Below are 14258 nucleotides of genomic sequence, written 5' to 3'. Positions count from 1 at the left end.
CCGCCAGCAACGGCAGCGGGTCCAGATGCAGCCCCTCGACGTCGAGGCAGGCGCCCGCGCGGCGTACGTCGTAGTGCGCCCGGCAGGCAGGGCAGCGCAGCACCGCGTCTCCCGAGGCGCCGCCGAGCCTGCGGGCCAGCGCCGCGCCCGCCAGCGACGTCTCGCACCGCGCGCAGCGGTCCCGGAAGGCGAACAGGTCGGCGCCGATCCGGCAGGCCACGACGGGCACGTCCGCGGCGGTGACCTGCGTGACGGCGCCCGACTCCAGCGCGAGCAGCTCGGGCACCGGCTGCCAGGACGCCCCGGCCTCGTCGGCGGCCGGCGCGCTCCCGTGCAGCCGGGAGAACAGCGCCTCGACCGGGACGACCGGTCCCGAGGCGGCGGAGCCTTCCTCGTCGGCCGAGCGCACCTCGATCGTGGTGATCTCGGGCGCCGCCGCCTCGACGGCACCCTGCACGGCCAGCTTGAGCGTCGCGGACGACGACGGGCAGCCGTCGCAACTGCCCAGCAGCCGCAGCCCGACGACGCCGTCGTCGGTGACACCGAGCAGTTCCACGTCGCCGCCGTGCGAGCCCAGATAGGGCCGCACGCTTTCCAGCGCCTGTTCGACCCGGGTCTCCACGCTGTACGGGTGCAGCCCGTGCACCAGCAGCAGGCTGGCCACCAGATCGTCGGCCGCCAGCGCGGCCAGCGTCTCGTCGCCCAACTTCCCCTGCTCGTAGACGAGATCGAGCAGCCGCTCAAGCCCGGCCCCGTAGAAGTCCGTGACGAGCCGGACCAGTTCCTCGCTGCGCTCACGGGCGACGGCGCCGCCCGAGGCACTGGCGGCGATCAGGGTGTCGATGCGCTCGCCGGTCGCGCGCCAGTCCTCGGACGCGGGCGCGCGCTCACTCTGTTCTGTGGTCACGTCACTCACTGCCCGCTGACTGGGTGGGGCTGTGCAGCAGTTCGAGCTTCTTGCCCTCGCCGAGGTACATGTGCACCCCGCACGGCAGACAGGGGTCGAAGCTGCGCACCGTGCGCATGATGTCGATGCCCTTGAAGTTCTCCCGGTCGTTCTCCTCGAAGATCGGCTGGCCCTGCACCGCGTCCTCGTAGGGGCCCGGGGTGCCGTAGGTGTCACGCGGGCTCGCGTTCCACGGAGTCGGTGGGTACGGGTGGTAGTTGGCGATCTTGCCGTCCTTGATCACCATGTGGTGCGAGAGGACGCCCCGTACCGCCTCGGTGAAGCCGCAGCCGACGGCCTCCTCCGGGACCTCGAACTTCTCCCAGGTCTTGGTCCGGCCCGCCCGGATCTCCACCAGCGCCTTCTCGGCGAAGTGCAGCGCGCAGGCCGCCGCGTACGCCTGGAAGTAGGTGCGGGCGCGGTTGCGCTCGATGGTGTTGCTCCACTTCGGGACGTGCCACTCCAGCTCGACCGGGCCCTTGAGCGCGGTCTTGGGGAGGTTGATCTTCACGCTGTTGCCGGTGGCCTGGATGTAGCCGATGTCGACGAGCCCGGCCAGCGCCGTCGTCCACAGCCGGGCGAGCGGGCCGCCGCCGGTGTCGAGGGCGAGGTAGTCCTTGCCGTCGAACCAGCGCGGCGACATGACCCAGCTGTACTTGTCGTCCAGATCCCGCTTCTGCGGCTGCGGGTTGGTGTGCTGGTTCCACGGGTGGCGCCGGTCCACCGGGTTGCCCAGCGGGTCGTGCGTCACGAACGTCTCCTGCTCGTCCCAGTCGTTGTAGTACGACGAGCCGAGCAGGATCCGGATACCGAGGTTGATCTTCACCAGGTCGGTGGTGACCAGCTTGCCGTCCACGACGACACCGGGGGTCACGTACATCTTCCGACCCCAGTCGGTCATGTCCTTGTACTCGAAGTTGCAGTGCTCCGGGTCCTGGAAGGAGCCCCAGCAGCCCAGCAGGATGCGCCGGTTGCCGACCTGCTCGTAGCCGGGCAGCGCCTCGTAGAAGAAGTCGAAGAGGTCGTCGTGCATGGGCACGACCTTCTTCATGAACTCCACGTAGCGCTGGAGCCGGGTGATGTAGTCGGTCATCAGCTGGATGGTGGCGACCGTGCCCACCCCGCCCGGGTACAGCGTGGAGGGGTGGACGTGCCTGCCCTCCATCAGACAGAACATCTCCCGGGTCATCCGGCTGACCTGGAGCGCCTCGCGGTAGAACTCACCGGTGAACGGGTTCAGCGAGCGCATGATGTCGCCGATGGTCTTGTACCCGTGTGCCTCGGCGTGCGGCGACGGCGTGCGGTTGGCCTGCTCCAGCACCCCGGGATTGGTCTCGGCGACCATTTTCTCGCAGTAGTCGACCCCGACCAGATTCTCCTGGAAGATGTTGTGGTCGAACATGTACTCAGCGGCTTCACCGAGATTGACGATCCATTCGGCGATGTGCGGCGGCTTCACGCCGTACGCCATGTTCTGCGCGTAACAGGAACAGGTGGCGTGGTTGTCACCGCAGATGCCGCAGATCCGGCTGGTGATGAAGTGCGCGTCGCGCGGGTCCTTGCCCTTCATGAAGACCGAGTAGCCGCGGAAGATGGAGCTGGTGCTGTGGCACTCGGCGACGATCTTCTGCTTGAAGTCGATCTTCGTGTAGATGCCGAGGCTGCCGACGATACGGGTGATGGGGTCCCAGGCCATCTCCACCAGTTCGTCCTTGCCCTGGCTTCCCGGGCCACCCTTTTGCCGCGTCGCCGTCATTGCGCCGCCCTCATCTTTCTTTTCTTTGCGGTGAGTTACCAGGTGCGGGTGGCGCCGGACAGGAGCTGCTTTCCGGGTTTACGCCACTTCGGTTCGCGGTCCAGCGTGTGCGTGGTGATGTGACGCAGCCGCCGCATCGTCGATCCGTACAGGCCGACCGTGTTCGTGGAGAGCTTTCCGCCGGGCGGCTCGTCCATGAACGGCATGAACTTGTCCGGGAAACCGGGCATGGTGCAGCCGATACAGATACCGCCGACATTCGGGCAGCCGCCGATACCGTTCATCCAGCCGCGCTTGGGCACGTTGCACTTGACGGTCGGACCCCAGCAGCCCAGCTTCACGATGCACTTGGGCGAGCCGTACTCCGTCGCGAAGTCGCCCTGCTCGTAGTAGCCCGCCCGGTCGCAGCCCTCGTGCACGGTCTGGCCGAACAGCCAGGTGGGGCGCAGCGCGTCGTCGAGGGGGATCATCGGGGCCTGGTCGGTGGCCATGTAGAGCAGGTACGTCAGCGTCTCCGACAGGTTGTCCGGCTGGATCGGGCAGCCGGGCACGCACACGATCGGGATGCCGGCCTTGGACTTCCAGTCCCAGCCCAGGTAGTCCGGCACGCCCATGGCGCCGGTCGGGTTGCCCGCCATGGCGTGGATGCCGCCGTACGTCGCGCACGTACCGACGGCGACGATCGCGGTGGCCTTCGGCGCCAGCCGGTCCAGCCACTCGCTGGTGGTCATCGGCTGCCCGGTCGCGGGGTCGTTGCCGAACCCGGACCAGTAGCCCTCCTGGTGCAGTTTCTCGTTGGGGATGGATCCCTCGACGACCAGGACGAACGGTTCGAGTTCGCCCCTGTCCGCCTTGAAGAACCATTCGAGGAAGTCGTCCGCGCCACCGGTGGGGCCGCATTCGAAATCAATCAGCGGCCAGTGCACGGCCACCTGCGGAAGGCCGGGCAACGCGCCGAGAGCGATTTCCTCGATGCTGGGCTGGGTGGCGGCGGTCAGCGCCACGGAATCGCCGTCACAACTGAGACCCGCGTTGATCCACAGAACATGGATCAGCGTATCTTCCGCTTTTACTGCTGCCTCTGTCGGCATAGCGCTGCCGCCTTCCGGGGGGCATCGGCCCACACGTGTGGTGTCACTCACATTGCTACCATCTAGACTCCGCCCAAGTGCCCTGTCAACACGGAATCACGGCACCAAGAAATAGACCGAACGGGTGATCCGGTGCATGAATTGGCAATCACGCAAAGCGTGGTGGACGCGGTATGTGAACGCGCCGCCGGACGGCCGGTCCACACGGTCAGGGTGCGGGTGGGCACGCTCACCGCTGTCGTCGCGGATTCCATGCGTTTCTGCTTCGACCTCATCACCGAAGGCACGGTCGCCGAGGGGGCGGAGCTGGAGATCGACCAGCCGCCCGGCACCGGTCGTTGCCGGGCGTGCGCGACGGATTTCACCCTGACCGATCTGGTGCTGCTGTGCCCGTGCGGCAGTGCCGACGTGACTATCACGTCAGGGCGTGAACTGCAGATCATCTCGATGAAAGTGGGCTGACGTATGTGCGGTACCTGTGGTTGCGACGAATCCGGCGGCGGGGCGGGCGGCGGGGTCGGTACCCGGATCGCCGTCGCGCACGAGCATCCCCACACCCACGACCACCCGCATCCGCACGGACCCGGGACCGTCACCCTGGAGCAGCGGGTCCTCGCGAAGAACGACGACCTGGCGGGGCGCAACAGGGCCTGGCTGGCGGAGCGGGGCAGCGTGGCCGTCAACATGATGAGTTCGCCGGGCGCGGGCAAGACCACGCTGCTGGAGCGGACCGTGGCCGAGCTCGCGGGCAGCCGGCCGGTCGCGGTCGTGGAGGGCGACCAGGAGACGATGCTCGACGCCGACCGCATCAAGCGGGCCGGCTGCGCGGTGGTCCAGGTCAACACCGGCGCCGGCTGCCATCTGGACGCCGGGATGATGCGCGGGGCGCTCGACGCGCTGTCGCCCGGGCGGGACTCGCTGATCCTGGTCGAGAACGTCGGCAACCTGGTCTGCCCGGCCCTCTTCGACCTCGGCGAACGCAGCAAGGTCGTGATCATCTCGGTCACCGAGGGCACGGACAAGCCGCTGAAGTACCCGTACATGTTCGCCGCGGCCGATCTCGTCATCATCAACAAGATCGACCTGCTGCCGTACGTCGACTTCGACGTCGACCGCTGCGTCGCGTACGCCCGGTCGGTCAACCCCGACGTACGTGTGCTGACGGTGTCCGCGACCACCGGCGAGGGCATGGACCGCTGGTACGCCTGGGTGGCCGAGCAGTACTGACGCCGCCCGGCCACCGTCGTCCCTCGGGACGTCGCTCAGACGCGGACGAGAGGCGTGTCGACCAGGTGCTCGGCCAGGAACCAGCACTGCAGCTCGCCGGTCCTGATGACCTGCGAGACCAGCAGGTCGTTGGTGCCGTCGTCACCGAGGTCCTGGGTGCGCGCCGCCGCGTCGTGCGCGTCGGTGAGGATGATCTCGTGGGCCTCCAGCAGCCGCGAGAGCATGGCCGGCACCTCCTCGACACCGTCCGGCGGCCGCGGCACCGACGTGATCTCCGCCGCGTGCCGCGGGTCGCCGACCGAGACACCGCCCAGCGTCTGCATGCGCTCGGCGATGGTGTCGACCAGTTCGAGCTGCTCGCTCGCGTGCTTGTCGAGCAGCAGATGGAGCTGGTAGAAAGTCGCGCCCCGCATGAGCCAGTGGTGCTTCTTGTAAAGGCTGTACAGCATCTGCGTGTCGGCCAGCACCTGGGCGAGGCGCTGACAGGAATACATCCGCGCGTCGTAGGAGAGCCCGACGGGGAATTGCTTGACGGTGCCGAATTCCTGAATGACACCACTCTGCTGATGGAGCCAGGGCTGACTGCCCGGAGTGGATTTCGACTGCCCGTTGTGCTGGCCGTTCTGTTTCATCGCTCCTACCTTCTGGGGCCGCGGTGAATTCGCTCAACTCCCGGCCATGCTAATGAGAGCGGCCGAATCCGGCCTGTCGGCGGCCCGCGCCCGCCGCGCGGCCGGCCGGTGCGGCGACTTGGTGCTGCCATGCCACAACCATTTAGATTCCCTGACCAACCATTCATCGCGGGGCCATGCCCTGACCACGCTGCGGGGTGTGCGGCCGACCGACCATACGGCTGTCAGAAATCCGCAGCATGGACAGGTGACAGATGCACAGTGCAGACGCCCCGACACGGCAGGACCGCCGGCGAGCGGTACGGGCCGCGGCGCTCACCGCGGCGGTGGCTCTCGTCGCGTTCGGCACCGGGGCCGCCCCCGCCTTCGCCGACGCCGGACAGCACAAGGCCGGTCAGCACAAGCCCAAGGACAACAGCGCGAAGACGGCCACACCGATCAAGCACGTGGTGGTCCTCTTCGACGAGAACGAGTCCTTCGACCACTACTTCGCGACGTACCCCAAGGCGGCGAACACCGACGGGACGCCGTTCGCCGCCTCGTCGAGGACGCCCAAGGTGAACAACCTGGCGAATGCGAAGCTGCTGACGAAGAACCCCAACCAGTACGCGCCGAAGCGGCTGACCCCGGCGCAGGCGCTGACCTGCTCGCAGAACCACAACTACAGCCCCGAGCAGCTCGCCTACGACAACGGGAAGTCCGACAAGTTCGTGCAGAACACGGAGACCGACACGTGTTCCGGCGGGCTGTTCGGCGAGCCGGGTCTGGTCATGGACTACTACGACGGGAACACCGTCACCGGGCTGTGGAACTACGCCCAGCACTACACGCTCAACGACAACTCGTACAGCTCCACCTACGGTCCCTCGACGCCCGGCGCGCTCAACCTGATCTCGGGTCAGACGCACGGCGTGCTCTCCATGGACCCCGCTTCGGGCACGGAGCACCCGAAGCAGACGGCGACGCCCAGCTCGTCGGTCATGGTCTCGCCGGACAAGAAGGGCGTGGGCACGGTCGTCGCCGACCCCGACCCGGCGTACGACGACTGCTCGGACAGCAACCACACGGCGACCACGCCGCTCGCCGCGCTCACGGGCAAGAACGTGGGCGACCTGCTCAACGCGAAGAACGTGACCTGGGGCTGGTTCCAGGGCGGCTTCCGGCCGAGCACGGCCTGGGACGGCACGAAGGGCACGTACGCCAAGTGCGCGACCACCCACGCCAACCTCGGCGGGGCTTCGGTCGTCGACTACAGCCCGCACCACTCGCCGTTCGAGTACTACAAGTCGACGGCGAACCCGCACCACCTGGCGCCGGCGAACGTGGACGAGATCGGCCACGACGGCCGGGCCAACCACAACTACGACCTGACGGACTTCGACGCGGCGCTTGCCGCGCAGCAGCTGCCGGCCGTCAGCTTCCTCAAGGCGCCCGCCTACCAGGACGCCCACCCGGGCAACTCGGACCCGATCGACGAGCAGCACTTCCTGGTGTCGGAGATCAACGCCATCCAGAAGTCCCCGGAGTGGAAGTCGACCGCGGTCATCGTCGCGTACGACGACTCGGACGGCTGGTACGACCACGCGGCGCCGCCGGTGCTCAACGGGTCGAAGGACACCACCAAGGGCTCCAACGGACTGCCCACCGACAGCAAGGCCTGCCGGACAGGACCCAAGGCGCGGTCCGGATACCAGGACCGCTGCGGCCCCGGCCCCCGCCAGCCGCTCCTGGTGATCTCGCCGTACTCGAAGACCAACCACGTCGACCACACGCTCACCGAGCAGACGTCGGTCACGTCGTTCATCGAGTCCAACTGGAAGACCGGACGGGTGGGTGACGGATCCTTCGACACCCGGGGCGGCACGCTGCTCAACGCGTTCGACTTCCACCGCCCGAACAACGTCGAGGTGCTGCTGAGCAAGAACGGGGCGGTCTCGAAGATCACGTCGATCCCGAAGCACCCGGCGAAGCCGGTGAAGCGGAAGATCGCCGGCCCGGCCGGCGGAAACCTGGACACCGCGGGCCTCGCGTCGTCCAGCTCCTCCGCGCCGGCACTGATCCCGACGGCGATCGGAGCGGCCCTGCTGGCCGCGATCGGCGGCGGCACCCTGCTGCACCGCAGGCGCCGCACCACCGTCTGACAGCCGAGAGGCAGCGCCCCCACAAGGCGCTGCCTCTCGCCAGGTTCGTCATCACCCGCGCCGGGCACGAGCCGGTCGTCATCGTCTCGCTCGAGGACTACGAGTCCTTGAAGGAGACCGCCTACATGCTGCGCAGCCCCGCCAACGCCCGCCGCCTCCTGGCTTCCATCGAGGAGCTGGAGAACGGCGGCGGAACGGTCCGAGAGCTTTCGGAGCCGGAGTGAAGATCACCTTCGCCACCCGCGCGTGGGAGGACTACCTCTGGTGGCAGGTCCAGGACCGCAAGATCCTGAAGCGGATCAACACACTCGTCGCGGATGTGGCGCGGAACGGCAACGAGGGGATCGGCAAACCCGAACCCCTGAAGCACGGCTTCCAGGGGTACTGGTCGCGCCGGATCAACGACGAGCACCGGCTGGTCCACAAGGTCACGGACGACTCGATCCTGATCGCCCAGTGCCGCTACCACTACGAGAGCTGACGGCGCCGCCGGTCAGCACTCGATGATGTTGACCGCCAGGCCGCCGCGGGCTGTCTCCTTGTATTTGACCGACATGTCCGCGCCGGTCTCCTTCATCGTCTTGATGACCTTGTCCAGCGAGACCTTGTGGCTGCCGTCGCCGCGCAGGGCCATCTTCGCCGCCGTGACCGCCTTCACCGCCGCCATGCCGTTGCGTTCGATGCACGGGATCTGGACCAGGCCGCCGACCGGGTCGCAGGTCAGGCCCAGGTTGTGTTCCATGCCGATCTCCGCCGCGTTCTCGACCTGTTCGGGGCTGCCGCCCAGCACCTCCGCCAGGGCGCCCGCCGCCATGGAGCAGGCCGAGCCGACCTCGCCCTGGCAGCCGACCTCGGCGCCGGAGATGGAGGCGTTCTCCTTGAAGAGCATGCCGATGGCGCCGGCGGCGAGGAGGAAGCGGACCACGTTGTCGTCCTTCTCGCGGTCCGTCGCGCCGCCCGCCGCGAAGTTCATGTAGTAGTGCAGGACCGCCGGGATGATGCCGGCCGCGCCGTTGGTGGGGGCCGTGACGACCCGGCCGCCGGCCGCGTTCTCCTCGTTCACCGCCATCGCGTAGAGCGTCAGCCACTCCATGGCGTGCGCCTGGCGGTCGCCCTCGGCGCGTAGCTGGCGGGCGGAGTGGGCAGCCCGGCGGCGGACCTTCAGGCCGCCGGGGAGTATCCCCTCGCGGGACATCCCGCGCGCCACGCACGCCTGCATGACCTGCCAGATCTCCAGCAGTCCCGCCCGGATCTCGTCCTCCGTGCGCCAGGCCTTCTCGTTGTCCAGCATCAGGGCCGAGATCGACAGGCCGGTCTCCCGGGAGAGCCGCAGCAGCTCGTCACCGGTGCGGAAGGGGTGCTTCAGCACGGTGTCGTCCAGCTTGATGCGGTCCTCGGCCGCCGCGTCCTCGTCCACGACGAAGCCGCCGCCCACCGAGTAGTACGTCTTCTCCAGCAGCGTCCCGCCGTCGGCGTCGAAGGCGTGCACCGTCATACCGTTCGGGTGGTACGGGAGCGCCTTGCGGCGGTGCAGCACCAGGTCCGTGTCGGCGTCGAAGGCGATGTCGTGCATGCCGAGCAGATTGAGCCGGCCGCTGGTGCGGATACGTTCCGCCTCGGCGTCCGCGTTCTCCACGTCGACCGTACGGGGCGAATCGCCCGCCAGGCCGAGCAGGACCGCCTTGGGGGTGCCGTGGCCGTGACCGGTCGCGCCGAGCGAGCCGAAGAGTTCGGCCCGTACGGAGACGGTGTGGGCGATGAGGCCCTCGTTCTTGAGCCGGCGGGCGAACAGGCCCGCCGCGCGCATCGGGCCGACCGTATGGGAACTCGAAGGGCCGATACCGATCGAGAACAGGTCGAAGACCGAGATGGCCACGGTGGAACTCCTTGCTGGTTGGTAGACGCCGTTGTCTGCCGGGGTGGTGCAGAGGTAGCGAGGTCCACACGGTGCGGGGCACCGCGCGCACGGTCCAGTGTGCGCGGTGCCCCGTGTCCGTACAGGTATGACCGCCTGTGTGACTGCTTACAGGCCGGTGCGGTTCAGAGGGAGGGGTACAGCGGGTGCTTCGCCGCGAGCGCCGAGACCCGGGCGGACAGCGCCGCACGGTCGAACTCCGGCTTCAGCGCCGCCGCGATGATGTCGGCGACCTCGGTGAAGTCCTCGGCGGTGAAGCCGCGGGTGGCGAGCGCCGGGGTGCCGATCCGCAGACCGGACGTGACCATCGGGGGGCGCGGGTCGTTCGGGACCGCGTTGCGGTTGACCGTGATGCCGACCTCGTGCAGCCGGTCTTCCGCCTGCTGGCCGTCCAGCTCCGAGTTCCGCAGGTCGACGAGGACCAGATGGACGTCGGTGCCGCCGGACAGCACGGAGACGCCGTGCTCCGTGACGTCGTCCTGGACCAGCCGCTCGGCCAGGATCCGGGCGCCGTCCAGGGTGCGCTGCTGGCGCTCCTTGAACTCGTCCGATGCCGCGACCTTGAAGGAGACGGCCTTCGCCGCGATGACATGCTCCAGCGGACCGCCCTGCTGGCCGGGGAAGACCGCGGAGTTGATCTTCTTGGCCAGCTCCTGGGTGGACAGGATCACGCCGCCGCGCGGGCCGCCGAGGGTCTTGTGCGTGGTCGTGGTGACGACGTGCGCGTGCGGCACCGGGTTGGGGTGCAGCCCGGCGGCGACCAGACCCGCGAAGTGCGCCATGTCGACCATCAGGTACGCGCCGACCTCGTCGGCGATCCGCCGGAACGCCGCGAAGTCCAGCTGGCGCGGGTACGCGGACCAGCCGGCCACGATCAGCTGCGGACGCGACTCCTTGGCGAGGCGCTCGACCTCGGCCATGTCGACCTGGCCGCTCGTGGCGTCCACGTGGTACGGCACGACGTTGTAGAGCTTGCCGGAGAAGTTGATTTTCATGCCGTGGGTCAGGTGCCCGCCGTGGGCGAGGTTCAGACCCATGATCGTGTCGCCCGGCTTCAGCAGCGCGAACATCGCCGCCGCGTTGGCCTGCGCGCCCGAGTGCGGCTGCACATTGGCGTGCTCGGCGCCGAACAGCGCCTTCACGCGGTCGATCGCGATCTGCTCGATCACGTCCACGTGCTCACAGCCGCCGTAGTAGCGGCGGCCCGGGTAGCCCTCGGCGTACTTGTTGGTCAGGACCGAGCCCTGGGCCTCCATGACGGCGACCGGGGCGAAGTTCTCCGACGCGATCATTTCGAGGGTGGACTGCTGGCGGTCCAGCTCGGCGTCGACAGCGGCGGCGACGTCCGGGTCGAGCTCGTGGAGCGAGGTGTTGAGGAGCGACTTCGAAGACATCACAGTCCCTGGGGTGTCAGTTGCCGGAAAATTCCGTGTACTCGTCGGCGCTGAGCAGATCGCCCGGCTCTTCGGCGACGCGCACCTTGAACAGCCAGCCGCCCTCGAAGGGAGCTGTGTTCACCAGCGAGGGGTCGTCCACGACGCTCTGGTTCGTCTCGGTGACCTCGCCGGTCACCGGCGCGTAGAGATCGCTGACCGACTTGGTCGACTCCAGCTCGCCGCAGGTCTCGCCCGCGGTCACCGTGTCACCGACCTCAGGGAGCTGGACGTACACGACATCGCCGAGCGCGTTGGCCGCGAACTCGGTGATACCGACTGTCGACACGCCGTCCTCGACGGTCGTCAGCCACTCGTGCTCCTTGCTGTAGCGCAGCTGCTGGGGGTTGCTCATGGTCTGAATTCTCCTGTACGCGGGGGAGTGGTGGGGAACAGTCGTCTTGCGGACTGAGACGCCGGTATCAGCTCTGACGCTCTCGCTATCACTTCTGACGCTTGTAGAACGGCAGCGCCACGACCTCGTACGGCTCGTGCGAGCCGCGGATGTCGACCCCGACGCCCTTGGCACCGGGCTCGGCGTGGGCCGCGTCGACGTACGCCATGGCGATCGGCCTGCCCAGCGTCGGGGACGGCGCGCCGGACGTGACCTCGCCCACGACCGCGCCGCCCACGACGACGTGGTAGCCGGCGCGCGGCACCCTGCGGCCCTCGGCGATCAGCCCGACCAGTTTGCGCGGCGGCGCGACGGCGGTCAGCTCGACGGCGGTCGCGAGCGCCATCCGGCCGACGAAATCTCCGCCGTTGGAGGTCTTCTCGAACTTGACCACCCTGCCGAGACCCGCGTCGAACGGGGTGAGGCTCGCGGTCAGCTCGTTGCCGTAGAGCGGCATGCCCGCTTCGAGCCGGAGCGTGTCACGGCAGGAGAGGCCGCACGGTACGAGACCGGCGCCGGCGCCCGCCTCGGTCAGCGCCTGCCACACCCGCTCGGCGTCGGCGGGGGCCAGGAACAGCTCGAAGCCGTCCTCGCCGGTGTAGCCGGTACGGGCGATCAGCGCCCGCACCCCGGCCACGGTGCCGGGCAGCCCCGCGTAGTACTTCAGCCCGTCGAGGTCGGCGTCGGTCAGCTGCTTGAGGATGCCGGAGGACTCCGGCCCCTGGATCGCGAGCAGCGCGTAGGCGTCGCGGTCGTCGCGCACCTCGGCGTCGAACCCGGCGGCGCGCCCGGTCAGCGCGTCGAGGACGGTCTGCGCGTTGGACGCGTTCGCGACGACCAGATACGTCTCGTCGGCGAGGCGGTAGACGATCAGGTCGTCCAGGATGCCGCCGTCCTCCTGGCAGATCATCGTGTAGCGGGCACGGCCCACGGCCACGGCGCCGATGTTGCCGACCAGCGCGTAGTCGAGGAGCTGACCCGCCGCCGGGCCCGAGACGGTGATCTCACCCATGTGGGAGAGGTCGAAGAGGCCGGCCTTCGTACGGACCGCGGTGTGCTCGTCGCGCTCGCTGCCGTACCGCAGAGGCATGTCCCAGCCGGCGAAGTCGGTCATGGTCGCGCCCAGCGCGCGGTGCGTGGCGTCGAGGGCGGTGCGGCGGGGGGAAGGGCTCATCGATGGCTCCCAGGGCATGGCTGATGACAGGCGAGGACGTTCCTCCCCATCTGTCATCGGAACCTGAGAGGTTCACCACGACCGCACGTACTACGTACGTGCGCACAGCCGTGGTTTGCACCGTGGGTGGGACCGCAGAGCTGCGGCCCGCTTTTCAGATCTGCCTCATCCGCGCGGTACGGGGCCTGAGAGATTCAAGGGAGGAACTTGCTCCTTCGGCGCCCGGCGCATGTGGTGGCCGGGACTCTCCCGCGCGGATTCAAACGGCCGGTATGCAGTTGGCGCGGACATCATCGCACGCATCCCGGTCCGGCACACCCCGGGAGAGGGTTGTGGGACATTACCTTTTCTTTACACTTCTTGGGCAAGTAGAAGCAAGAGTCGTCGTGGGCCGAGGGATGACCATGACAGGGGGACGGCGATGACGGTGCAGCGCTCAGAGGTGACGGACGGGTACGTGCCCGCGCGGGCACGCGTCCCGGTGGTGCCGGCGCCCGCCGGGGCCGTGACGCCCCCGGTGCCCGCGGGGCCCGTCCGGGATTTACGCGCCAGGGGCGGCCGGGTGCCGGGCGGCCTGGTCTTCGCCCCGGGGGACGTGATCGTGGTGTCCGGGCTGCCCGGCAGCGGCAAGTCGACCCTGATCCGGCGTACGGCGGCGAGCGGCGCCATCGACTCCCAGGACGCCAGGGACCGCTGGGCGCGCCGGCTGCCGGGACCGCTGCCGTACGCGCTCTACCGCCCGCTGGTCAGGATCGCCCACTACGCGGGGCTGCGCCGCGCGCTGCGCTCGGGCGAGAGCGTCGTCGTGCACGACTGCGGCACCCAGACCTGGGTACGGCGCTGGCTGGCCCGCGAGGCCCGCAGGCGCGGCCGGCGCCTGCATCTCGTCCTGCTGGACGTACCGCCCGAGGTGGCCCGGGAGGGGCAGCGCGAGCGCGGCCGTGGAGTCTCCGGCTACGCCTTCGCCCGGCACCGCCGCGCGGTGCGCGGGCTGCTGACGGGCGCCGAGGCGGGCAAGCTGCCGCCCGGCTGCGCCACGGCGGTGCTGCTGGACAGGGCCGCGGCGGGCGCGCTCGGCAGCATCGCGTTCACCGCCCCCGTCCCACCAGGGCAGTCACGGAGTTAGGGTGCTGCGGCAGCGCCGAAAACAGGGGCGGGACAGGGGCGAGGAGAAGCAGTGAACACAGCGTGGCCGGCCAACGAGCTGGAAGAGGTGCTTGCCGCATCGCTCGGCAATCCGGCGGCCGGCGGCCGGCTGGTCGAAGTGCTCGGACGCAGCGCGCTCTGGGTGCCGCTGCCGAACGGCGGCGGACCCGACAGCCCCGGCCTCGACCTGCCGACCGTCGAACTGGAAGGCGGCGCCTACGTGCCGGTGTTCAGCTCGGAGCAGCAGTTCCTCAGCTGCGCCGGCGCCCATATGCCGTTCACCGTCGCGCCCGCCGTCGAGTTCGCCCGCGGGCTGCCCCCGCAGCTCGGGCTCGCCGTCAACCCCGGCGGCACGGTCGGCGCTCCGCTGCCGCCGGCCGCCGTCGCCGAGCTGTGCAAGTCC

15 protein-coding genes and 1 riboswitch are annotated in these 14258 nt (G+C 69.0%); of the genes, 7 read left to right on the top strand and 8 right to left on the bottom strand.

The genetic code is table 11. The annotated features are described in order from the left end of the window. The 3 genes from HY68_RS41795 to HY68_RS03145 all read right to left on the bottom strand — a co-directional run. Positions 1-907: NifU family protein (locus HY68_RS41795; protein WP_198533199.1), on the bottom strand; the 907-nt coding region annotated here is incomplete at its 3' end. 1 nt (position 908) lies between these two features. Next, positions 909-2702, bottom strand: a complete 1794-nt coding sequence (locus HY68_RS03150) for a nickel-dependent hydrogenase large subunit (RefSeq protein ID WP_041984168.1) — start codon at positions 2700-2702, stop codon at positions 909-911. Between the two features lie 35 nt (positions 2703-2737). Beyond that, on the bottom strand, positions 2738-3793 hold the full coding sequence (locus HY68_RS03145) for a hydrogenase expression protein HypE (protein ID WP_041984166.1): 1056 nt from the start codon (positions 3791-3793) through the stop codon (positions 2738-2740). 132 nt (positions 3794-3925) lie between these two features. Between HY68_RS03145 and HY68_RS03140 the strand changes: the two genes are divergently transcribed. Further along, on the top strand, positions 3926-4255 hold the full coding sequence (locus tag HY68_RS03140) for a hydrogenase maturation nickel metallochaperone HypA (RefSeq protein ID WP_041984163.1): 330 nt from the start codon (positions 3926-3928) through the stop codon (positions 4253-4255). A 3-nt stretch (positions 4256-4258) separates the two neighbouring features. Beyond that, the gene (gene hypB, locus HY68_RS03135; RefSeq protein ID WP_041984161.1) at positions 4259-5020 is read left to right on the top strand and encodes a hydrogenase nickel incorporation protein HypB; all 762 of its coding nucleotides are present in this window, start codon (positions 4259-4261) and stop codon (positions 5018-5020) included. Between the two features lie 35 nt (positions 5021-5055). On the opposite strand, the gene HY68_RS03130 is transcribed toward hypB, so the two are convergent. Continuing rightward, entirely contained in the window at positions 5056-5652 is a 597-nt protein-coding gene (locus HY68_RS03130; RefSeq protein ID WP_041984159.1) for a DNA starvation/stationary phase protection protein, read from the bottom strand. Between the two features lie 254 nt (positions 5653-5906). On the opposite strand from HY68_RS03130, the gene HY68_RS03125 reads away from it, so the two are divergent. The 3 genes from HY68_RS03125 to HY68_RS03115 are packed head-to-tail and all read left to right on the top strand — an operon-like array spanning position 5907 to position 8274. Further along, entirely contained in the window at positions 5907-7793 is a 1887-nt protein-coding gene (locus HY68_RS03125; protein WP_041984158.1) for an alkaline phosphatase family protein, read from the top strand. Beyond that, positions 7790-8017: a type II toxin-antitoxin system prevent-host-death family antitoxin gene (locus HY68_RS03120; RefSeq protein ID WP_041984156.1), complete on the top strand. Its 228-nt coding sequence runs from the start codon at positions 7790-7792 to the stop codon at positions 8015-8017. The genes HY68_RS03125 and HY68_RS03120 overlap by 4 nt, the downstream gene beginning before the upstream one ends. Further along, positions 8014-8274 carry a Txe/YoeB family addiction module toxin gene (locus HY68_RS03115; protein ID WP_041984155.1) on the top strand — a complete coding sequence of 87 codons (261 nt, stop codon included), beginning with the start codon at positions 8014-8016 and terminating at the stop codon, positions 8272-8274. The genes HY68_RS03120 and HY68_RS03115 overlap by 4 nt, the downstream gene beginning before the upstream one ends. A gap of 12 nt (positions 8275-8286) precedes the next feature. Here HY68_RS03115 and HY68_RS03110 read toward each other — a convergent pair whose 3' ends face one another. The 4 genes from HY68_RS03110 to gcvT all read right to left on the bottom strand — a co-directional run bounded on the left by HY68_RS03110 (position 8287) and on the right by gcvT (position 12709). Beyond that, positions 8287-9669: an L-serine ammonia-lyase gene (locus tag HY68_RS03110; RefSeq protein WP_041984153.1), complete on the bottom strand. Its 1383-nt coding sequence runs from the start codon at positions 9667-9669 to the stop codon at positions 8287-8289. A gap of 164 nt (positions 9670-9833) precedes the next feature. After that, a complete protein-coding gene (glyA, locus tag HY68_RS03105; protein WP_041984151.1) occupies positions 9834-11102 on the bottom strand; it encodes a serine hydroxymethyltransferase in 1269 nt (422 codons plus the stop codon). Positions 11103-11118: 16 nt separating this feature from the next. Next, complete coding sequence (gene gcvH / locus HY68_RS03100; RefSeq protein WP_041984148.1) at positions 11119-11496, bottom strand: glycine cleavage system protein GcvH; 378 nt, start codon at positions 11494-11496, stop codon at positions 11119-11121. Positions 11497-11584: 88 nt separating this feature from the next. Continuing rightward, positions 11585-12709 (bottom strand): glycine cleavage system aminomethyltransferase GcvT, encoded by a 1125-nt coding sequence (gene gcvT, locus HY68_RS03095; RefSeq protein WP_041984144.1) that lies wholly within the window; start codon positions 12707-12709, stop codon positions 11585-11587. A 164-nt stretch (positions 12710-12873) separates the two neighbouring features. Continuing rightward, positions 12874-12971, bottom strand: a riboswitch (glycine riboswitch). A 159-nt stretch (positions 12972-13130) separates the two neighbouring features. Here gcvT and HY68_RS03090 point away from each other — a divergent pair. Continuing rightward, positions 13131-13835: an AAA family ATPase gene (locus tag HY68_RS03090; RefSeq protein WP_041984142.1), complete on the top strand. Its 705-nt coding sequence runs from the start codon at positions 13131-13133 to the stop codon at positions 13833-13835. Between the two features lie 51 nt (positions 13836-13886). Continuing rightward, on the top strand, positions 13887-14258 hold a 372-nt coding region (locus tag HY68_RS03085; protein ID WP_041984139.1), incomplete at its 3' end, for an SseB family protein.

The organism is Streptomyces sp. AcH 505 (assembly GCF_000818175.1).
In the GTDB taxonomy this organism is placed as follows: Bacteria; Actinomycetota; Actinomycetes; order Streptomycetales; family Streptomycetaceae; genus Streptomyces.
This window is presented reverse-complemented; position numbering and strand designations above follow the sequence as displayed.